Here is a 20,102-nt window from a genome sequence, read left to right as displayed (position 1 = left end):
ATAATTGCGAATGGCGGATTGTCAGTATCATCGGCTGTTTCTTTCTTTAATATATTTGAAAATACTCGCTATAATGAAGATTCATTCCTAAACTTGTCAGATACGCCATGCCGCATCGGGAGCACGGAACGAGCGGTCCCTGGTGCTGTGGCCTCTTTTGCAGGTAAGAATCTGAAATAGAAGGCGGAACAAGCCGGTAATCGCAAAAAGCTCTTGCCTTTTTGTTCTATCTTGCAAGATGGGGCTGTTGGATGTCCACCAACCCCATCTATCAGCTATGTGGAAGTACTGAGCAGAAGGCGATCAGCCTGCGTCGGACGCAAAGCCAGCGCCTTCGATACCGGCAATGGCTGCAATTTCGTCATTATCCGACGTGTCGCCGGAAATACCGACCGCACCGATGATTTCGCCGTCAGCATCCTTGATCAGAACGCCGCCCGGCACCGGCACGATCTTGCCGCCCGATACACCCGAAAGTCCTTCCAGGAAATGTGGGCGATCCTTCGCCTGATTGTTCAGCCAGCGCGAGCCGGTACCGACCGCTAGGGCGCCATAGGCCTTGCCCGAACCGATCTCGAAACGGAGCATGGACGCACCGTCCTGACGCTGGAAAGCCTTCACATGGCCGCCGGCATCGAGGACGCAAACAGCAAGCGGCTTCAGTTTCAGTTCTTCGGCTTTGGCAAAAGCACCGGCAATGATCGTATTGGCTCGTTCGAGCGTCAGTGAGTGAGCGCAACGAATAGCCCACGTCTTTCGTGATTGACGGAATGGGTTTCCGGCTGGCAGTCAAAACTTTTGCTTTGCCCGCTTCGGCATAAAATAGGTTCGGATATTGACGAGTGCTTCAGCGACGTCAGCGGCATCCTGGCGGGTGGCTTTGCGTTTTGTCTCGCCGAGCTTGCGAATTGGCGCAATGATATCGCCGGTGACGGCATGACCGCGAAGAACCGGCTGCCAAAGTCTCGGCGCGTATCCTGTTGCCAGCAAAAAGCAGAGGTCCCAATCGAACGGATCAAAGGTTTGATCATCGATCCTGGTGAACCTGGGCCGGTAGTCTTTCGGGGTTTCAGAGAGGCTCCCCGAGATACGGTTATATTCCGCAACGATCGTCTGCACGGCCCGATGTTCGGTTGTTTCCATCGGCAGGTTCAGGGCGTCCGGGCCAGTCAGTTCCGGGATCCATTTGCGTGGGTCGATGAACTTTGGGCCAATGATCAGAGCCGTAAGATAACCATCGAGACCGCTCATTGACCAGATTGGCGATGCCGGACGGCGTCCCCTGATAAAGGCTTCGAACGCCGCGTCATCAAGCTTCGGTCGATCCGTCGTCCCCTGGCTGTTGTGCATCATGCCGCCCGTCGCTCCTGCTGCGTCATCGCTTCACGCTCAGCCTTCCAGGCCCACGGCAGGAGACTTTCCATTTCGTTGGCTTTCACTTTGCCGGAGATGATGCGCTCCAGCACATCGGCAAGCCAGACCTCGGGGTCCACACCATTCAGTTTACAGGTGTTGACGAGCGATGCGAGGACAGCGAAAGTCTTTCCACCCCGCTCGTTGCCCACGAACAGCGAATTCTTCCTCGTCAGGGCCACGGATTTCATTGAACGCTCGACCACATTGGAATCGATCTCGACCCGGCCATCATCAAGGCAGGCTGTCAACCCGCTCCAATGGTTGAGCGTGTAGCTGACGGCCTTGCCAAGCGCCGATTTCGCCGACACCTCGTCGCGCAGTTCGGTGAGGTGGACTTTCAGCTCTCTCATGACTGGAGCAGCCTCGCGACGTCTCACGACGAGCCGGGTATCGGCGCTTTCGCCGCGCAGTTTTGCTTCGATCCGATAGACTTCCGCAATCCTGGCAAGGATCGACAAAGCCTCCGAAGAACCCGTCAGCTTGACGACATCGACGAACTTGCGCCGCGCATGAGCAAGGCAGAAGGCCAGCCGCATGGGTGCGACATTGCTCTTGCCCCGACGTTTGACCATGGTTTTATAGGCTTGGTATCCATCGACTTGAAGCACGCCGGTAAACGACGACAATTGCCCCTCGATCTCGCGGGCGCTGCGGCTTTCGGCAAAGATATAGGCCACGGCCGGCGGTGCCGGACCATTCCAGGGACGGTCGTCAACCGCCTGCGCCCATAACTGGCAGACCTTGGTTCGTTTGCGCCCCGGCTCGAGCCGCGGCAACGGCGTCTCGTCACAGAACACTCTCGGCTGCGAGCGGATAAAGGCGGTAAGCGCGTCATAGAGAAGCTCCAGCCACCAGGCGACCCGCATCACCCAGGCGCCAAGCGTACCGCGATCGATGATGACACCGCAGGAGGCCAGCATTTGCGCCTGTCGATTGAGCGGGAGATGCCAGGCAAACTTCGAAACAGCGACATGCGCGGCAAACGCCGTGGTCACCATGCCACCGTCCATCACGCGCGCCGGTGCAGGTGCTTGCACGATGGCACTCTCACAGGCCCGGCATGCATAGCGCGGCCGGATCGTCCGTTTGACCCGGACAACAGCAGGTACGATGTCGAGCGCCTCGCTGACGTCCGTGCCGATGCAATGCAGTTCGAACGAACAGCAGGGGCAAATCTTGCTCTCCGGCTCAATGATCTCTTCATAGCGCGGAAGATGCTTGGGCAAGCGGCCGATATTGCGGGCAGACGATCGCCGTGCCTGTGTTTTGTCTTCACCGGCCGGTGCGGCATCGTCATTGGCTGCAACGGGAATATCGCTTAGATCGCCCAGGTCGAGCGTTGCCTGGGCTGGATCGATGATCGTCATCTTCTCCGATTTCGTCCCGAAGAGCTGGCGCTCAAGGAAGGCAATACGCGCTTTGAGATCGGCATTCTCTTCGTCGAGTAAGAGAATGATCCGGGTCAATTGCGCAGCATCCTGGGGCAAGGGATCGGGTCGAAGCAGCATGACCGACCCTATCATATTAGCCTGAATCTTCAAGCAAAACCAATAGGATCAGCCTACTTTTGAGGGTCGTCTCACCGCGTTTCGCTTGACCCGCGTCCAGTCAATGCCAGCTAGCAAAAGCGAGAACTCCTGGGCACTCATCTGCATCGCACCATCGCGGATCGGGGGCCAAACAAACTTTCCGCTCTCCAACCACTTTGTCGCCAGGATCATGCCTGACCCATCCCAGTAAATGCAGCGAAGTCGATCCAGACGCTTGGCGCGGAAAACGAACACGTCGCCACAATAGGGATCGGCCGCGAGCGCTGACGCCACCAAAGCCACAAGGCCATTCATGCCGCGCCGGAAGTCGACCGGTTGCGTAGCCACCATGATCTTCACGCCACTCGGCGAAACTCCGATCACCGGCGACCTCGCAAGGCCGCCACCATCGCTTGCGCCAGTTCAGGTGCTACCGGGCCGATAACCGTCATGCGCGCGCCAGCAATCTCGATCTCAATTCGACCCGCGGCAAAGTGGGCGACATCTGACGGCGAGCCTGGAGCCGGCGTTCGATCGCCAACTACCGTCACCGGCACGAACATCGCCTGCTGCGCACTGGACCTCGCAGATCGTTGAGAGGTCAGCCCAGCGTCCCGGCGCCAGACGTTCAGCAAGCCGCGATTGACGCCCCAGCGCCGGGCAACGGCCGAGATGTTAACATCAGGTTCCGCGCTTTCCGCAAGGATCCGCGCCTTCTCCTCGTCAGTCCAATTCCGCCGCTGCCGCCGGCCGGTAATCACCTCGATCCGACGATACTTTCCCTCATGCCTGGCTTCATCCATGTCTTCAAGCATGGCATCAGCGCGATCTCCAATCATCCCGGTCCGCTCCTATCAATGAAGGAGCTTATCTCGCGGCATCATTCACAAAAGAAAAGGTGGGATGTTCGTCGCGCTCACGTCAGTGAAGGCATGGATATCTCCTATATAAAGCTCAGTGTAATTTAGCGATGATGGCTTGCGATGCACACTCGAATGCTTCTTGTCACAGGAAAAACACTTTATCGATTTTCATGAAGACGGTTGCTGGCGCACGGCAAAGCTTGCCAAGGCCGGAATTTTGGTCTTTGTGTTGCGCAACATTGCAAGGAGGAAAGAATGTCCGACCAGAAAGCCATCGTCATTGCCAGCGCGGCCCGCACCGCAGTCGGCGCTTTCAACGGTGCATTTGCCAATGTCCCGGCGCATGAACTGGGTGCGACGGTCATCAAAGGCGCGTTGGAACGCGCCGGTGTGGCGGCGACGGATGTGGACGAGGTTATTCTCGGGCAGGTGCTGACGGCAGGTGAAGGGCAGAACCCGGCGCGGCAGGCGGCAATGGACGCCGGTTGCCCGAAGGAGACAACGGCCTTCTCGATCAACCAGCTATGTGGTTCCGGTTTGCGGGCGGTCGCGCTCGGCATGCAACAGATTCTTTCCGGTGATGCCAAGATCATCGTGGCGGGTGGTCAGGAATCCATGTCGATGGCGCCGCATTGCGCGCATTTGCGGTCAGGCGTGAAGATGGGCGACTTCAAGATGACCGACACCATGCTGAAAGACGGCCTGATCGATGCCTTTAATGGCTATCACATGGGGATTACGGCGGAAAACATTGCCCGCCAGTGGCAATTGACCCGTAGTGATCAGGATGAGTTTGCGCTGGCCTCCCAGCAGAAGGCTGAGGCGGCACAGACTACCGGCAGGTTCGAGGATGAAATCGTTCCCTTTACCGTAAAGGGTCGCAAGGGGGATATCGTTGTTTCGGCGGACGAATATATCCGCCCCGGTACAACGATGGAGGCTTTGACCAAGCTGAAACCGGCCTTCGACAAGGAAGGAACAGTCACTGCGGGCAATGCATCCGGGATTAACGATGGCGCTGCGGCTGTTGTGCTGATGGATGCGGATGAAGCAGTCAAACGTGGTGTGAAGCCGCTGGCGCGCATCGTTTCCTGGGCAACGGCTGGCGTGGACCCGTCGATCATGGGAACGGGTCCTATTCCGGCGACCAAAAAGGCTCTGGAAAGGGCAGGCTGGAGCGTCGGCGATCTCGATCTGGTCGAAGCCAATGAAGCCTTTGCAGCGCAGTCCTGCGCTGTTGTGCGTGATCTTGGGCTCAATCCGGATATCGTCAACGTCAATGGCGGAGCAATCGCGATCGGTCATCCGATCGGTGCCTCCGGCGCGCGCGTTCTGACAACGCTGCTTTACGAAATGCAGCGCCGTGATGCCAAGCGCGGTCTGGCGACGCTTTGCATCGGCGGCGGTATGGGCGTTGCCTTGTGCGTCGAGCGCGACTGACCTTCTCCTTCATTGGAACAGAGGCGGGTGGAGAAATAGCTCCGTCCGCCTTTTTGTTTCCGCAACGAGACGTTTGAAATCCGCAGCGTCGGCGTGACAGAATTGCCGGAAAAGTTAACGCGAAATCGAAGAAATGCTCATCAAGGTTCGTCCGGTTTCGGTTTTCTATGGTGCATCGGGCACTTTGAACACCAGATGTGGTGAGAACAAATGAAGAATATTTACAGATCAGCGATTCGTCGCCGATTCGTTCCGGCTTTGGCCTGAAGGTTAACGGAGATCGAGTTTGCAACTCTTCAGGCATTAACGAAATATCAGTAATCATTAAGACTTTCTGAAGAATCGCATTGCTACCGGAACAGCCTGTTGACAGGTTTTGCCAAAAGTTAACGGCGGTGTCGTTTCGCGTCAGGAGAACCCAGAAAAGCGGAACATCCGATTCAGCATATTGTGGGGTTTTGTGTTAGACTTACTATATATTGCCGTGAACAAAAGGCGAAGCTATCCGAGTCAGCGATTCGTCGCCGATTCGTTCCAGAGTCGTTCCAATCGTTAATCGACAAGTTATTGACCGGCAGCACATCGGTCGCCGAAAGGTTGGCAACTCGTCCATACTGAAACTTAACAGGAGCGCTTTCGGTGCGGGTCGTATAGTGCTATCGCAAGAACCAGCATCCAGCCCATGACGGGCATTTGTACCGGGAATCCGATTATTGGCATGAACCAACTCCCTGCCCATGATTTGCCGCTGACCCTGAGTGGCCGCGATGTGACTGCGGTGCTTGGGCCGACCAATACCGGCAAAACCCATCTGGCCATCGAACGCATGCTGTCGCATGGAAGCGGGATGATCGGCCTGCCGCTGCGCCTTCTGGCGCGTGAGGTCTATAACCGCGTTGTGGAACGGGTCGGTGCGGCTAATGTCGCGCTGGTCACGGGTGAGGAAAAGATCGTGCCGCCCGGCGCGCGCTATTCCGTCTGCACGGTCGAGGCCATGCCGCGCCGTACCGACGTGGCTTTCGTGGCCATCGATGAAGTGCAGCTCGCCGGTGATCTGGAGCGGGGCCATATATTCACCGACCGCATCCTGCATCTGCGCGGACGGCAGGAGACGCTCCTGCTTGGTGCAGGGACCATGCGCGGCATTCTGGAAAAGCTTCTGCGTGGCATCAATGTGGTGACGCGTCCGCGCCTGTCACATCTGGCCTATGCCGGTTCCAAGAAGATTACGCGCCTGCCGAACCGTTCCGCCATTGTTGCCTTTTCCGCGGATGAAGTTTACGCGATTGCCGAGCTGATCCGTCGCCAGCGAGGAGGCGCTGCGGTGGTGATGGGCGCGCTCAGCCCGCGCACACGCAATGCACAGGTTGAACTTTACCAGTCGGGCGATGTCGATTTTCTGGTAGCGACCGATGCTATCGGCATGGGTCTTAATCTTGATGTCGATCATGTCGCCTTTGCGCAGAACCGCAAATTCGACGGCTATCAATTCCGCGATCTGACGCCTGCCGAAGTAGGACAGATCGCCGGGCGCGCGGGCCGACACCTGCGTGACGGCACCTTCGGCGTGACAGGGCAGGTGCATCCGTTCGACGAAGAACTGGTCGAGCGGGTGGAAGCGCATAATTTCGATCCGGTGAAAGTTCTGCAGTGGCGCACGGCGCGGTTCGACTTTTCATCGCTCGATTCCCTGCGATTTTCTCTGGAAACACCCGCACCGATCGAAGGATTGGCCAAGGCCTTGCCAGCCGTCGATCAACAAGCGCTTGAAAATTTGTCGAAAGACGAAGAGATTGTGCGGCTCGCCAAGACACCGGCACGCATCGAGCTTTTGTGGGACGCCTGCGCGCTGCCCGATTATCGCAAGATCGCGCCGGCGCAGCATGCCGATATCATTGCAACCATCTATCAGGATCTTGTCCGCCGAGGGAGCGTCGATGAAGATTATATGAGCGAACAGGTGCGCCGCGCCGATAGCACAGAGGGGGAAATCGACACCCTGTCGCATCGTGTGGCGCAAATTCGAACCTGGACTTTTGTGTCGCACAGGCCGGGATGGCTTGCCGATCCGACACACTGGCAGGAAAAGACGCGCGAAATTGAGGACAGATTGTCCGACGCGCTGCATGAAAGGTTGACGAAACGCTTTGTAGACCGCAGGACAAGCGTGCTTATGAGGCGCCTGAGAGAGAATGCCATGCTTGAAGCAGAAATCAGCCCTGCCGGAGACGTGATTGTCGAAGGCCACAATGTCGGGCAACTGGAAGGATTCCGTTTTACCGCTGACGTTCAGGCCGATGGGCCGGACGCCAAGGCGGTGAAGTCGGCTGCACAAAAGGCGCTGGCCGCCGAGTTCGAACGTCGCGCTGAGCGCTTTGCTGCTGCGCCGAACGGCGATTTCGCGCTCGGCTCGGATGGCGTTATGCGCTGGGTTGGCGCAACGGTCGCAACGCTGGTTGCAGGTGATGACCTGTTGAAGCCGCGTGCGGTGATCCTGGCCGACGAACAGCTTACCGGAGCGGCTCGCGACAAGGTTGCCGCGCGTATCGAACGGTTCGTCGCCCATCATATCGAAACCGTTCTGAAGCCGCTCACCGATCTGGCTGCCGCTGATGCCCTGACTGGCATGACACGCGGCCTTGCTTTCCAGATCGTCGAGAACCTTGGCAGTCTTCCGCGCCGCGATGTGGCAGAGGAAGTGCGTGGGCTCGATCAGGATTCGCGCGCGGCGCTTCGCCGTCTCGGCGTGCGTTTCGGTGCCTATCATGTCTTCATGCCCATGTTGCTGAAGCCTGCTCCTGCCGGTCTCATTACACTGCTCTGGGCGCTGAAAAACGATGGCCGCGAACGGGCCGGTTATGGCGATGTCGTGAATGTGCTGGCCGCTGGCCGCACGTCGGTCGTGGTCGATCCCGCCTTCGATCCGATGTTCTACCGTCTGGCAGGCTATCGCGTGTTGGGCCGCCGTGCCGTGCGCATCGATATTCTCGAACGTCTTGCCGATCTCATTCGCCCGGCGCTTGCCTGGCGTCCGGGTTCCGGTGCGCGTCCGGATGGCGCTTATGACGGCGGACGTTTCATCGTCACGCCTGCCATGATGTCCATTCTCGGTGCGACGACCGACGATATGGAAGAAATCCTGAAGAGCCTCGGCTATCGTCACGAGGCCATGGAAGCTGCTGCCGTCACGGCGAAGCTTGCTGAGCTGGATGCTTTCGCGGCCGAAGCTGCAGCCAAGGAAACTGGCGTTTCGCCGGTCGCAGAGGCTGAGAAGCCTGCTGTGCCAGCGGCTGAACCTGTGCCCGCACCTGTTGTTGTCGCTGAAACGGAAACCGAAGCCAAAGCGGAAGAAGCTGCACCTGTAGCGGCAGAAGCCGCATCGGCCGGTGAAACCGCAGAAACGGTGGCTGAAGAGCCAAAGCCTGTTCTTCTGTGGCGTCAGGGTCGTTTCGAAGGCCGCAACCGCAACCAGGATCAGAACCGTCAGCGTCAAAATCGCGGCAACCAGAATCGTAGTCATCAGAACCGCGATCAGGGCGGCGAAGCACGCAAGTCGGAAGGCGGAGCAGAGCAGCAGGCACGCAATGATCGTGGCGGCAAGCGCTTCGACAAGCAAAAGCGTCACGACGGCGAAGGCAAGCGCGAAGGTTCCAAGGGTGACTTCCGTGGTGGCAATCAGCGTCAGCAGAAGCGCGATCATGGCCATCAGGGCGGCAAACGGGTGGAGCAGGAACGTCCTGCGCGTATCGATCCCGATTCGCCTTTTGCCAAGCTTCTTGCTCTGAAAGAGCAGATGAAGAAGTAAGATGACTGCAGAAACGGGCGCAAGACAGCGAATCGACAAGTGGCTGTTCTTTGCGCGCGTGGTCAAATCAAGATCGCTGGCGGCGAAACTCGCCGTCGGCGGCAAGGTCCGGGTCAACCGTGACAAGATTGAGCAGGCCGCTCATCAGGTGAAGGTTGGCGATGTGCTGACCATCACACTTGATCGTCGTATCCTCATTTACAAGATAGTTGCTCCAGGTGAGCGCCGCGGTCCAGCGCCCGAAGCCCAGCTTCTTTATGAAGATCTTTCGCCGCCACCGGCATCTGCTACTGCGATGGCAGCGGAGGCGGTAGTGCCACAACGTGAGAGCGGAGCAGGGCGCCCGACCAAGAAAGAACGCCGTGAAACGGATCGTTTGCGCGGAAGCTGAGACGGACGCGTTGCCGCAGGCATCTTTTGGCGGTGATGGAAATTGCGTGTTGAACCGTCCCGGCGAAAGCCTTTTCCACGCAAAAGCCCTCAAACGAAATGCTGTTTCAGATGTGCGTGACTTCGTGACATTGCGGCGTTTGTACCCTTGTCATGGCAGGATAAAATCGTTACCTCACGCATTGTCATAAAAGGGCATGGGCTGAGGCTAGTGGTCTGATACAGACTTCGAGCAAATGTCGGAATCTAAAAGACCACTAATAAACCCATGGATCTAGTGGATTTTTCGAATTTGACGTTTGAAATGAGATTGATGTCGGGCAGGTATCAAACGTCAAATTCAATCCACTAGCAACCATTTCCGTGCACAGTGACTTCGTGGCGAGATATTCCAAAGCCCCGAGCCGATTGTAGGCTTGCCGGAGTATCGGCGCAAAGCTGTAGGATAGATAAGCTGCCTCTTCTGGAATTCGGGCGGCAACAGGAGTTCGACGATGACGTATGTCGTGACCGATAATTGCATTCGCTGCAAATATACGGACTGCGTCGAGGTCTGTCCGGTCGATTGCTTCTACGAAGGCGAAAACATGCTCGTCATCAATCCCGACGAGTGCATCGACTGTGGCGTATGTGAACCGGAATGCCCTGCCGAGGCGATAAGCCCCGACACCGAGCCGGGCCTCGACAAGTGGTTGGAGCTGAATACGGAATATGCGGCAAAATGGCCCAATATTACCGCGAAAAAGGATGCCCTGCCGGAAGCCAAGGAAATGGACGGGGTGGCTGGCAAGCTGGAGAAGTATTTCTCTGCCGAGCCGGGTAGTGGTGACTAATACCGGCCCGGTGTTGCAAGCGCTGCTTGCATGCTGCTGCAAGCACGACGGTATTGCATAAGTATGTCTTTGTTTCGGAAGACCTTGCGCTTCCGAGATACGTACGTTCAGCCTGTCAAGACTGCCAGGTTGTCTGACAATGCTCGAATACAGCAATTATCACTTGCTTTTTCTGCAAGGCATCGGCAAAAGACGAATGAAATCACGGGAAAACGCCCATCTTTTAGGCGTGTTGCATTGCCAAATACGACATATTTGGCAATTTGTTGATTCTTTCGCGAAATTGTGTTAGGTTGCTCCAATAATTTCGGTGACTGGACGTCAATTCGTGGCTCTATGCGTTAATCTCTGAAAGGGCTGATCTTTAGTACCGGGCTGAATGGCACCGGGGAAGATGATTGCGATTTGGCGTCGTCCCCCTCACCGTACACCCGGTCGGCTAGATTTGCCGTCAGATACGTTTTCAGTTCCAAACCGACAAACAACTTCCGTGCTTCATTATCTCCGGAGCGCGGTCGAAAATCATGTGTCAACCGGCGGGTTGCGCCGGGCACAACAGGGAGTAATGAAGCGTATGTCATCCCAGCAGAAAAAGTCTCCAGTAGCGCGTGGCGGTTTCAAGGCCGGTGAGGCGATCGTGTATCCGGCTCATGGCGTCGGCCAGATCGTCACCATCGAAGAGCAGGAAGTGGCAGGCCACAAGCTCGAGCTTTTCGTGATCGATTTCGAAAAAGACAAGATGCGCCTGAAGGTGCCAGTAGCCAAAGCCGCTTCCATCGGTATGCGCAAGCTGTCGGAGACCGACTATGTTGAACGTGCACTGAAGGTCGTACAGGGTCGCGCACGTGTGAAGCGTACCATGTGGTCGCGCCGCGCCCAGGAATATGATGCGAAGATCAATTCCGGCGATCTGATCTCGATCTCGGAAGTCGTTCGCGATCTTTTCCGCGCTGAGAACCAGCCGGAACAGTCTTATTCGGAACGCCAGCTTTATGAAGCTGCCCTTGATCGCATGGCGCGCGAAATCGCTGCCGTGAACAAGCTTTCGGAAACCGAAGCAGTTCGTCTGATCGAAGCAAATCTCGCCAAGGGACCGAAGCGTGGCAAAGCCGACGCTGAAGCGGATATTGAGGACGATGAAGTCGAAGCCGCATAAGCTTTACTTCGCTTTCTTTCAAAAAAGCCCGGCCAAAGCCGGGCTTTTTTTGTTTGCTACTTGACCAGCAGGAATTGGGTCCGCAGCCCTCCATGCAAATAGAGGGCAATATGGTTTGGTTAAAATTCTATTGAATTTCGCAATCAATCATTAACCTCCCTGGTCATCTTCCTGCGTTGCCAGAGAATTATCTCTTGGAGAGAGGGAACCTGATCGCAGCTGATGCGTTCTCCCAGACACCAGTTCGTAAACGGGTTTGTTTTGCGGCGTAATCATATTGGCCAAAGAATAGGCCTGGCGGGGAGTTTTGGGCGAATTCGCACGTTCGTCCAAGGAGTCTTTGTGGGACTGGCATATCCTTCCACTGAACGCCCGTCGGGCGTGAGTTCAGAACAGGAGAACCAGATGAAGCAGTCATCCATGTGCAGTTCTTCCGCAGTTCCAGCCAATCGCATGCCTATGGTTGCGCGTAGCCTCCCAGCGACAGCAGCCTCTTCTCAATCCATGATCCGCAGCGCAATGTCGGCTCCCTATCTGGAGCGCGAAGAGGAGCGAGCCCTCGCCATTCGCTGGAAGGAACTGAAAGATCAGGAAGCACTACATCGCATCACATCCGCACATATGAGACTGGTCATCTCCATGGCCGGGCGCTTCCGCAAGTTCAAATTGCCGATGAACGATCTCATTCAGGAAGGTTACGTCGGTCTTCTTGAAGCCGCCGCACGTTTCGATCCCGAACGGGAAGTGCGTTTTTCGACCTATGCGTCGTGGTGGATTCGCGCGTCTATGCAGGATTATATCCTGCGCAACTGGTCCATCGTGCGCGGTGGCACGAGTTCGGCGCAAAAGGCGCTGTTTTTCAATCTGCGGCGGCTTCGTTCGAAACTGGCTCAGTCCGATGACAATATGACCAAGGCCGAGATGTATCGGGAAATTTCCGATCAGTTGGGTGTTTCGACAAACGATGTCGAGATCATGGACAGCCGCCTTTCGGGACCAGACAGTTCTCTATCGGCACCTGTGAACAATGACGAGTCTGGCGCGTCCCGTCGTATGGATTTTCTGGTTGACGATCATCCGTTGCAGGACGAGATCGCCGAAAGTTCCATCGATATGGAACGCCGTAATCAGTGGCTTAACGTGGCTCTGGACACGCTGAACGAGCGCGAATTGCACATCATCCGTGAGCGTCGTCTCGATGATGACGGCGTGACGCTCGAAGCGCTGGGTGAAAAGCTTGGCATCTCCAAGGAGAGGGTACGGCAGATTGAAAGTCGTGCTATGGAGAAGCTGAAGATTGCCCTCTTGAGCCAGCACGAACTGGCGGCCTATCAAGCGTAAGCTGTTACAAACAGGGCAACACAAGTAGAGGGGCCGAACGGCTCCTTACTTTTGCGGTTCCGCAGTCTTGCCTTCAAGGCGTGACGACCAGTCCTCGACCTTACGATTTTCGAGGCGGCGCACTGCATAGCGCTTCCAGCTGTCGGCGAGATGGGAAAGCTCTGCCATCGCGGACAGTTCGTCATAGTTTAGCGTGTCGACATAAAGTAGGTGCCAGACACGATGCAATGTCCAGTCCGGTGAAAGGCGGTCGAAGAGTGTCATCGAATCGCCGGTTTCCACGTGACCTTCTTCCAGAACACGATAATACCAGCCTGTCCGTCCCGTCTTCTGGACGCGCACGGCCATGTCGGCGGTTGCAAAGCGTTCGTTCAGTTTCCAGCAAGGCTGGCGGCCCTGTGAAACCTCGACAAGTGCACTGCCGAGCCGGAACCTGTCGCCCACGGCAACATTGTGTTCATCGAGACCCGACGTGGAGATGTTTTCGCCGAAAGCACCGCGCAGATTCAGACGCGGGTTTTCGCCAATCTCTTCGCGCCAGACCGCATAATGATCGTGCGGGTAATGATGAAGCGCCTTTTCCGGGCCGCCATGCACTTTCCGATCGCCCTGCGCGTCGCAGTCCAGCCCTTCGAAAGTCACGCGGGCCTTGCCGGAAACCGGCTGCTTGTCGATGCCGCTTGGAACGCCGCGAGCCCCGAGAGGAGCGACTTTTCCAGCAAGGACAGAGTGGATAAGTGTTTCCGTTATCATAGTTACTCGCTGATCAGCTTCACGCGGTCGCCGACCGAAACCGTCGCTCCCGCCGACATGGCATTGAGAAGGCGGAACAGTTCCAGCTTGCGGGTGGTGCCCTGCATGCGTGCCGACAGGCTGGCCAGCGTGTCGCCCGGCTTCACCGTCACGACGCGGATGCGAAGCGGCTTGATGGCGTTTTGTTCGGCTGGCGACAGCAGGCGGAAGGACTGGGTGACCGTCTGTGAAGCAGGCAGAAGTGCGCTACTGCCTTTCGGTGCCGCCGTCAGGAAGCGATAGACCTTGTTGTTTGCACCAATAACCACAATGTCGAATTGCCATCGGTCGGCACTGGCGCGCGCAGTCGCAGCGGGCAATCTATTGATGGTGGTGGTCTGGATCGAACTGTCGTCGAGACCGGTCACCCAGCCGGACCGGATATAGTCGGCAAGATTCGATCCGGCCGGAAGAGATGCGCCATCGAAACGAATGGCAACTTCGCCGGGGCCGCTTGCCATGACCGCATTGGCTGAATTGTCGATGGTGAAGCCATCTGGTGCCCGGAAGGTGACGCCGAGCTTCGGATGGATGAAGGTCTGTTCGCGGACATAACCTTCATTGGGTGAGTCGCCGTAAAGAAGGCCGTCAATACCGTTGAGGAAGGAATCGCGATCAGTCGTGCCGACTCCTGGTGCGCCGATGCGGCGTGCATGTCCGAGCGCAAGCTGGATACGCTGCGGAGTTGCCGGGTGGCTTGCCAGGAAGTCGAGGCTGGCGTCTGTCGCGCCCGAAACCGAGCGGAAACCCGTATAGGCTTCCATCGATTGCAGGAAACGGGCCGAAGCGAACGGATCATAACCAGCTTCGCCGATCATCTTGATGCCGATGGCATCCGCCTGCAATTCCTGATTACGCGAGAACTGGGCAAGCCGCAACTTGCCGCGCAGCGCTTCTTCGCGGCTGGCAGATTCATTATGCAGCACTTCGCTGGCAACGCGCCCGGCTATGGCTGTCTCAGCTTCCTTCTCCTGCCGCAAAATGCCATGATTGGCAATGACATGGCCCATTTCATGGGCGATGACAGCCGCGACTTCCGAAGAGTCGTTGGCGAGCGCGAGCAGGCCGCGCGTTACGTAGAGATAGCCGCCCGGCAATGCGAAGGCATTGATATTGGGACTATCGAGAATGGTGATGCGATAGGTCTGGTCCGGTTTGTCAGTAACGGTCGTCAGCTTGCCGACGATCTTCGCCACCATGCGTTCAAGCTTCTGGTCCTTGTACTCGCCGCCATAGGTCGCGAGGATACGCGGATGCTGCTGGGCACCAAGCTGTGCCAGCCGGTCATTGCGTGTTACATTGTCGACAGTCACCGGATTGTCGGAAGGCTGCAGTCCCAGATCCTTGCTGGAATTAATCGACTGACAACCTGAAATCAGGGCGATCGCAAGCAAGCCAAGACCGATGGCTGGTTTCCGCCAATTTTGCTGCGTCCATTCTGGCAGGGAGATGGGTAGACACAGGAAGGCCCGGGAACGGGTCGATTGACGGAACAGTATTTTATCCTCGCTTCTGAATCAGATTGCATGATCCGAGGCCAAATCTAGCCACAGACCAGAAAGCGTACAAGCGCACACGAAAGCTGTAGCCGGTTCTTCCGGCAGATTGCGAACAAAATATGTCCGCAACTGTAACTCTATTTGAGGCTTAGACCTGAACTCCGCTTTTCGCCGATATAGTGCCGCAATGCTTCCGGTCCAGTCGGTGAAAGCAGTTCGGCAGAGGGGCCCATCGCGGAAATCCGGCCACTGTCGAGAAAAAGCAACACTGCATCGAGATAGAGCGCATCTTCAGGCGTGTGCGTTACCATCAGCACCGTCATGCCGGTTTCAAGTTGAAGCTCCCTGACCAGATCCAGCATCTGGTGTCGTAGCGCCGGGCCAAGTGAGGCGAAGGCTTCGTCAAGGAGCAGAATCGGGCGCTGGCGTATGAGGGCGCGGGCAATCGCTACGCGCTGGCGTTCGCCGCCGGAAAGCGCTTCAGGCTTGCGCTGTTCTTTGCCTGCGAGACCGACACGCAACAGGGCTTCTGCGATATCGATGCGATCTTCTGCGGTCAGCTTCAGGTTCGGCGAGCGTCCGAGACCGACATTCTGTTCGACGGTCAGGTGGGCAAACAGGTTGTTTTCCTGAAACACCATCGAAACAGGCCGGTCGGCTGGCGAAAGTTCACTGACGTCTTTATCGCCAATGAAGATATGACCGGATTGCGGGAGTTCGAAACCGGCAATCAGGTTGAGAAGTGTCGACTTGCCCGAACCACTTGGCCCGACAACCGCAGCAATGACACCGGCCTTTATCGTCGCATCGAAATGCATGGCGGTTTCGCCATAGCTGAAACGAAGGTCATCGAGGCGAATTTCGGCAAGGGCGTTTATCGTGGCATTCATAGAGAAGGCGTTTCCTTTCGGGATGCGCGATCCGCGATCATCATCAACACGAGGCAAAGCAGCCCGAGAATAAGCGCCAGACCCGCCGCGTCGAATGTGCGATAGCTACCCATGCGCTGCAAGAGGAGATAGGGCAGCGTCAAAAGCGCGTCACTGCCGAACAGGGCAATCGTGCCGAGGTCGCCAAGAGAAAGCGCCATGGCAAAGGCAAAGGCCATGCCGAAAGGTTTGCGGATCGACGGCCAGTCGATGAGCTGGAAACGGTTGAAGCCGCGAATGCCCAGTTGTGCGCAAAGCCGGTTGTGGCGGCTGGCCGCCGTGTCCCATGCGGGCCGCAGAAGACGCACGGCAAAGGGCATGGCCATCGCCGCATTGACGGTGACGACCATGAATGGTGCCATCGCAAACGGATCGGTGAAGTGGCGAAGCAGGATGAACCAGCCGGCGCCGATCACAATTGGCGGCATGACAAGGATCAGGCTGGCACCTGTATCGAAGATGTTGGCGAGCTTAAGTTCTTTCACTGCTTCACGTGCTGACACAAGCGCAAGCGACAGAAAGACCGAGAGGAGTGCTGCGGAAAAACCGAGTACCAGACTGGTGCCGATCGCGCGCCAGACCGTTCTCTCCGTCAATAGTCGTACAAGATCGGCAGCGAGACCGGAGATGACCACACCTGCAATCGGCAGCGCGACATAGAGAAAGCCTGTCCCGATAACGACGATGTTTGAAATGTGCTCAGCCGTGGATACCTTGCCATAGCGTCGTGGTGTCGCGGAATGGGTGAAGGCTTCTTCCGATGGCCTTCCGGTGAGGCGCAGGGCCAGAAGGACAAGCAATGTCAATACAAGCTGCGTGAAGGTGAGGGCGACCGCCCGGCCCGGATCAAAATCGAAATGCAGGCTCTGGTAGATTGCAACTTCCAGGGTGGTGGCACGAGGCCCGCCGCCGAGCGTCAGCACGGTCGTGAAACTGGTCACGCAGAGCATGAAAATGAGGCCAATCATGCCCGGCAGATTGCGCCGGATCACGGGCCATTCGATGAGCCGGAAGCGCGCTCCATTACCCATGCCGAGCTGCGCGGCAAGCTTCCAGTAATCGGTCGGTATGGATTCGTATCCTGCCAGAATGAGACGGACTGCAAGCGGCATATTGAAGAAGATATGGGCGATCAGGATGCCCGTAATGCCGTAAATATCCGGTTGGAATGAGTGGCCTGCCGCTTCGGACAGATGCGCAATGAATCCGTTGCGGCCATAGATGCTGGTGACGCCGAGCACTGCGACGAGTGCAGGCAGGGCAAGCGGCAGGGCAAACAGGCGCAGAATAAGCCCGCGCCCCGGAAAATTTGCTTCGGCATAGAGTGCGCGGGCGACAGGAACCGCAAACAGCACGGAAAGCAGGCTTGAAGCGATTGCCTGCAGGATCGTGAAACGAGCAACCCGCCATAGATAGGTGTCAAAATTGGCAGCGGCATCGAAGCCGCCGCTGCCCGCTTCAAATGCCAATGCGATAAGCGCGCCGCCGGCAAGCATGACCAGAAAGACAAGCGCCAGTGCACCCGCAGCGGGCTTCGCGGCGGATATGTTCTTCGTGCGGTGCTGTGCCGGAAATGTCGTCATTTACTGGTCGCGGCCAGCCATTCATCGACCCATGACTTCCTGTTCTTGGCGACTTCGTCGGAAGGGAGGAGAAGCGTCTTTTCGGGCTTCGGCAGTGCGTCGAAAGCGGCTGGAAGTGGGGCGGAAGTCTTGCCGGCTGGATACATCCAGTTGGTTTCAGGAATGACATCCTGGAAACCGGGGCCGGTCATGAAAGCCAGAAATTTTTGCGCCAGAGGATTTTTTGCGCCGGTCGTGGTTTGAGCGGCTAACTCGATCTGGAGATAATTACCCTCCGGATAGGCCAGAGCCTTATAGCGCTCCGTCTTTTCCGCGATCATGTGATAGGCGGGAGACGTCGTATAGGACAGTACCATCGGGGCTTCGCCCTTGGTGAAGAGTCCATAAGCCTCCGACCAGCCGGGTGTGACGGTGAGAATGCGCTTCTGCAGTTTCTGCCAGGCCGCTTCCGCCTCATTGCCGTAGACGGATTTCATCCAGAGCAGCATGCCCAGCCCCGGCGTTGACGTGCGCGGGTCTTGCAGCACGATCTTCTGCGAAGGATCGCCTTCGACCAGTTCTTTCAGGCTCTTTGGAGGATTGGGCAGCTTTTCCGAATCGTAGACCACGGCGAAATAGCCGTAGTCGTAGGGAACGAAGATATCGTCCTTAAAGCCGCCCGGAACGCTCACATTGCTCTGGTCGATGCCGCTTGGTGCAAAAAAGCCGGTAGCGCGCGCTTCGGTCGTCAGATTGGTATCGAGACCGAGGACGATATCGGCTTTGGTATTGCTGCCTTCGAGCTTGAGACGGTTCAGCAGGGCAACGCCATCGGCGGAGGCGATCCAGTCAACTTCGCAGCCGCATTCCTTCTCGAAGTTTTCCTTGACCTTTGGCCCCGGACCCCATTCGGAAACGAAACTGTCATAGGTATAGACGGTGAGCTTGTCTTTCGCCTGCGCTGAAGGCGTGAAAGCCATAGCTGCGGAAAATGAAATAGCTAGCAAAGATAAAAGCCGCATCACGGCACTTCCTTTCTTTTACTACAAGAGGATTGAGCGCCGTTTATGGAGCGTCTAATCCCTCCGCCGGTGCAAACCGGATCAGGTTCAGCGGGTTGGCCTTTTTTCCGCATTTCTGGACGCAAAACCGTTTTACACTTTTGCTGGAAATGCTTTTGGGCCTCTCAGCCATCCGCGGAAGCGGACGGCACCCCGTTAGAGCGGTTGCGACAATAATCTTTCGCAACGGGAAGGGCAATAATGTTTCGGGGTATCGCACCGGCAGCGAATGCGGGCTTCCGGCGCGGATTAGCCCGTGTTATGAGCGGCTTATGAGCACATTCGTCATTCTCCTCGGCGGCGATCTGGTCGTGACCGATCGCCTGAAGCGCCAAATTGCAGATGCGCGTATTCTCGCTGCCGATAGCGGGATCAGGCATGCTGCGGCGCTTGGTGTCGAACCGGAACTGTGGCTCGGCGATTTCGATTCGACCTCCGCAGAGCTTCGAGTGCAATATGGACACGTGCCGCAAAAGACGTTCCCTGCCGCCAAGGACATGACGGATGGAGAACTGGCCTTCGAGGAAGCCTATATGCGGGGTGCGGATCGGGTGATCCTCTGTGGAGCTTTCGGCGGGCAGCGCACCGACCATACGCTGCTGCACCTGACCATGGCGACAGCGCAGGCGGCAAAAGGGCGGAACGTGCTTTTATCCAGTGGCTCCGAGGAGGCCTGGCCCCTGCCGCCGGGAGATTATGTCTATGACTTTCCCGATGGAACACCGTTCAGTGTGATTAATTTCAACACTGTCGAAGGCCTTTCGATCACAAATGCGGAGTGGCCGTTAGATAATGTGACACTGCCCTTCGGCTCTTCATGGACAGTGTCTAATGTAGTTCGTGGAACACTTCGTGTTACTGCGCATTCTGGATTGGCGATACTTATCGCCAACTTGGCGATGGAGGAAACACCGCGCTGAGGCCGCTAACCTTATTAATCGAAAGAGCTTGACGCTGGCGAGCGAAACGTATTGTAAATGGGCCAAGCGGGTGTCATCTGCTTTACGCCGAAATTGGGGACGCAAAGTCGGTGATTAGTTCAACTCTTGTAGGAGATGTTTCAATGAAATCACGTCTTACGATGATTGCTGTTGCTGGCGTGCTCGCGTTCTCGACGGCTGCATGCACGACGAATGAACAGCGCACGGCCGGTTACGGTGTCGGTGGCGCAGCACTCGGCGCTCTCGCCGGTGGCGCAATCGGCGGCAATGGCCGTGGCGCTCTTGCTGGCGCTGCTATCGGCGGCGTTGCCGGTACGCTCCTTGGTGCAGCCCAGACGCGCAATGGCACGCAGTACTGCCGCTACCGCGATCCGTATGGCCGCGTCTACGAAGCGCCTTGCCAGTAAGCATTGGGCCAGTAATGACTAGGCCAGCAATAGCTGGATAAATAAGTTTGCTGACAGGTCGGGGAAACCCGGCCTGTTTGTTTTTCATGGGTCTTTTCGTGCCGTACCATTTGACAGAACGGCTTTTGTCGCGGACAA

At 57.0% G+C, this 20,102-nt stretch carries 18 protein-coding genes and 1 riboswitch; of the genes, 8 read left to right on the top strand and 10 right to left on the bottom strand.

The genetic code is table 11. From position 1 onward, the window contains the following. Positions 1 to 303: 303 nt before the first annotated feature. The 5 genes from MKS82_RS11865 to tnpA are packed head-to-tail and all read right to left on the bottom strand — an operon-like array spanning position 304 to position 3,784. A complete protein-coding gene (locus tag MKS82_RS11865) occupies positions 304 to 744 on the bottom strand; it encodes a GlcG/HbpS family heme-binding protein (protein ID WP_240579028.1) in 441 nt (146 codons plus the stop codon). 45 nt (positions 745 to 789) lie between these two features. Then, positions 790 to 1,353, bottom strand: a complete 564-nt coding sequence (locus tag MKS82_RS11860; protein WP_105528924.1) for a UPF0149 family protein — start codon at positions 1,351 to 1,353, stop codon at positions 790 to 792. Next, a complete protein-coding gene (gene tnpC / locus MKS82_RS11855; protein ID WP_151607717.1) occupies positions 1,350 to 2,924 on the bottom strand; it encodes an IS66 family transposase in 1,575 nt (524 codons plus the stop codon). The genes MKS82_RS11860 and tnpC overlap by 4 nt, the downstream gene beginning before the upstream one ends. Before the next feature lie 48 nt (positions 2,925 to 2,972). Continuing rightward, positions 2,973 to 3,329 carry an IS66 family insertion sequence element accessory protein TnpB gene (tnpB, locus tag MKS82_RS11850; RefSeq protein ID WP_105528926.1) on the bottom strand — a complete coding sequence of 119 codons (357 nt, stop codon included), beginning with the start codon at positions 3,327 to 3,329 and terminating at the stop codon, positions 2,973 to 2,975. Further along, positions 3,326 to 3,784 carry an IS66-like element accessory protein TnpA gene (gene tnpA, locus MKS82_RS11845; protein ID WP_168436537.1) on the bottom strand — a complete coding sequence of 153 codons (459 nt, stop codon included), beginning with the start codon at positions 3,782 to 3,784 and terminating at the stop codon, positions 3,326 to 3,328. The genes tnpB and tnpA overlap by 4 nt, the downstream gene beginning before the upstream one ends. A 279-nt stretch (positions 3,785 to 4,063) precedes the next feature. Here tnpA and MKS82_RS11840 point away from each other — a divergent pair, with 279 nt between their 5' ends. The 6 genes from MKS82_RS11840 to MKS82_RS11815 all read left to right on the top strand — a co-directional run bounded on the left by MKS82_RS11840 (position 4,064) and on the right by MKS82_RS11815 (position 12,773). Further along, positions 4,064 to 5,248 carry an acetyl-CoA C-acetyltransferase gene (locus tag MKS82_RS11840; protein WP_240578881.1) on the top strand — a complete coding sequence of 395 codons (1,185 nt, stop codon included), beginning with the start codon at positions 4,064 to 4,066 and terminating at the stop codon, positions 5,246 to 5,248. A 718-nt stretch (positions 5,249 to 5,966) separates the two neighbouring features. Continuing rightward, the gene (locus tag MKS82_RS11835; RefSeq protein WP_109989012.1) at positions 5,967 to 9,053 is read left to right on the top strand and encodes a helicase-related protein; all 3,087 of its coding nucleotides are present in this window, start codon (positions 5,967 to 5,969) and stop codon (positions 9,051 to 9,053) included. A gap of 1 nt (position 9,054) precedes the next feature. After that, positions 9,055 to 9,444, top strand: coding sequence for an RNA-binding S4 domain-containing protein (locus MKS82_RS11830; RefSeq protein WP_109989011.1), 390 nt, complete (start codon positions 9,055 to 9,057; stop codon positions 9,442 to 9,444). 493 nt (positions 9,445 to 9,937) lie between these two features. Then, positions 9,938 to 10,276, top strand: a complete 339-nt coding sequence (gene fdxA, locus MKS82_RS11825; protein ID WP_006467781.1) for a ferredoxin FdxA — start codon at positions 9,938 to 9,940, stop codon at positions 10,274 to 10,276. A gap of 574 nt (positions 10,277 to 10,850) precedes the next feature. After that, entirely contained in the window at positions 10,851 to 11,432 is a 582-nt protein-coding gene (locus MKS82_RS11820) for a CarD family transcriptional regulator (RefSeq protein WP_109989009.1), read from the top strand. Between the two features lie 405 nt (positions 11,433 to 11,837). After that, complete coding sequence (locus MKS82_RS11815) at positions 11,838 to 12,773, top strand: RNA polymerase factor sigma-32 (RefSeq protein WP_109989008.1); 936 nt, start codon at positions 11,838 to 11,840, stop codon at positions 12,771 to 12,773. A 45-nt stretch (positions 12,774 to 12,818) separates the two neighbouring features. Here the strand turns inward: MKS82_RS11815 and MKS82_RS11810 are convergent, their stop codons facing one another. The 5 genes from MKS82_RS11810 to thiB all read right to left on the bottom strand — a co-directional run bounded on the left by MKS82_RS11810 (position 12,819) and on the right by thiB (position 18,577). Then, entirely contained in the window at positions 12,819 to 13,526 is a 708-nt protein-coding gene (locus tag MKS82_RS11810; RefSeq protein WP_181394321.1) for an MOSC domain-containing protein, read from the bottom strand. A gap of 2 nt (positions 13,527 to 13,528) precedes the next feature. Next, the gene (gene cdlP / locus MKS82_RS11805) at positions 13,529 to 15,010 is read right to left on the bottom strand and encodes a cell division protease CdlP (protein ID WP_109989007.1); all 1,482 of its coding nucleotides are present in this window, start codon (positions 15,008 to 15,010) and stop codon (positions 13,529 to 13,531) included. A 191-nt stretch (positions 15,011 to 15,201) separates the two neighbouring features. Further along, the gene (gene thiQ, locus MKS82_RS11800) at positions 15,202 to 15,942 is read right to left on the bottom strand and encodes a thiamine ABC transporter ATP-binding protein (RefSeq protein WP_109989043.1); all 741 of its coding nucleotides are present in this window, start codon (positions 15,940 to 15,942) and stop codon (positions 15,202 to 15,204) included. Positions 15,943 to 15,950: 8 nt separating this feature from the next. Then, a complete protein-coding gene (gene thiP, locus MKS82_RS11795) occupies positions 15,951 to 17,576 on the bottom strand; it encodes a thiamine/thiamine pyrophosphate ABC transporter permease ThiP (protein WP_109989006.1) in 1,626 nt (541 codons plus the stop codon). Then, positions 17,573 to 18,577 carry a thiamine ABC transporter substrate binding subunit gene (gene thiB, locus MKS82_RS11790; RefSeq protein ID WP_109989005.1) on the bottom strand — a complete coding sequence of 335 codons (1,005 nt, stop codon included), beginning with the start codon at positions 18,575 to 18,577 and terminating at the stop codon, positions 17,573 to 17,575. The genes thiP and thiB overlap by 4 nt, the downstream gene beginning before the upstream one ends. Before the next feature lie 41 nt (positions 18,578 to 18,618). Further along, positions 18,619 to 18,782: riboswitch (TPP riboswitch) on the bottom strand. A 106-nt stretch (positions 18,783 to 18,888) separates the two neighbouring features. On the opposite strand from thiB, the gene MKS82_RS11785 reads away from it, so the two are divergent. Then, on the top strand, positions 18,889 to 19,536 hold the full coding sequence (locus MKS82_RS11785) for a thiamine diphosphokinase (protein WP_109989004.1): 648 nt from the start codon (positions 18,889 to 18,891) through the stop codon (positions 19,534 to 19,536). 143 nt (positions 19,537 to 19,679) lie between these two features. Further along, positions 19,680 to 19,964: a hypothetical protein gene (locus MKS82_RS11780; protein WP_010661429.1), complete on the top strand. Its 285-nt coding sequence runs from the start codon at positions 19,680 to 19,682 to the stop codon at positions 19,962 to 19,964. Positions 19,965 to 20,102: the final 138 nt, after the last annotated feature.

This window comes from Ochrobactrum sp. A-1 (assembly GCF_022488005.1).
In the GTDB taxonomy this organism is placed as follows: Bacteria; Pseudomonadota; Alphaproteobacteria; order Rhizobiales; family Rhizobiaceae; genus Brucella.
The sequence above is the reverse complement of the archived record's forward strand: the minus strand, read 5'-3'. Positions and strand labels throughout refer to the sequence as shown.

Bases quoted from the DNA above. Each gene is read 5' to 3' on its own strand.
- thiP (WP_109989006.1), bottom strand. From the start codon at position 17,576: ATGACGACATTTCCGGCACAGCACCGCACGAAGAACATATCCGCCGCG.
- fdxA (WP_006467781.1), top strand. From the start codon at position 9,938: ATGACGTATGTCGTGACCGATAATTGCATTCGCTGCAAATATACGGAC.
- MKS82_RS11840 (WP_240578881.1), top strand. From the start codon at position 4,064: ATGTCCGACCAGAAAGCCATCGTCATTGCCAGCGCGGCCCGCACCGCA.
- MKS82_RS11785 (WP_109989004.1), top strand. From the start codon at position 18,889: ATGAGCACATTCGTCATTCTCCTCGGCGGCGATCTGGTCGTGACCGAT.
- MKS82_RS11780 (WP_010661429.1), top strand. From the start codon at position 19,680: ATGAAATCACGTCTTACGATGATTGCTGTTGCTGGCGTGCTCGCGTTC.
- MKS82_RS11815 (WP_109989008.1), top strand. From the start codon at position 11,838: ATGAAGCAGTCATCCATGTGCAGTTCTTCCGCAGTTCCAGCCAATCGC.
- MKS82_RS11860 (WP_105528924.1), bottom strand. From the start codon at position 1,353: ATGATGCACAACAGCCAGGGGACGACGGATCGACCGAAGCTTGATGAC.
- MKS82_RS11810 (WP_181394321.1), bottom strand. From the start codon at position 13,526: ATGATAACGGAAACACTTATCCACTCTGTCCTTGCTGGAAAAGTCGCT.
- MKS82_RS11830 (WP_109989011.1), top strand. From the start codon at position 9,055: ATGACTGCAGAAACGGGCGCAAGACAGCGAATCGACAAGTGGCTGTTC.
- tnpA (WP_168436537.1), bottom strand. From the start codon at position 3,784: ATGATTGGAGATCGCGCTGATGCCATGCTTGAAGACATGGATGAAGCC.
- tnpC (WP_151607717.1), bottom strand. From the start codon at position 2,924: ATGCTGCTTCGACCCGATCCCTTGCCCCAGGATGCTGCGCAATTGACC.
- MKS82_RS11820 (WP_109989009.1), top strand. From the start codon at position 10,851: ATGTCATCCCAGCAGAAAAAGTCTCCAGTAGCGCGTGGCGGTTTCAAG.
- MKS82_RS11835 (WP_109989012.1), top strand. From the start codon at position 5,967: ATGAACCAACTCCCTGCCCATGATTTGCCGCTGACCCTGAGTGGCCGC.
- thiB (WP_109989005.1), bottom strand. From the start codon at position 18,577: ATGCGGCTTTTATCTTTGCTAGCTATTTCATTTTCCGCAGCTATGGCT.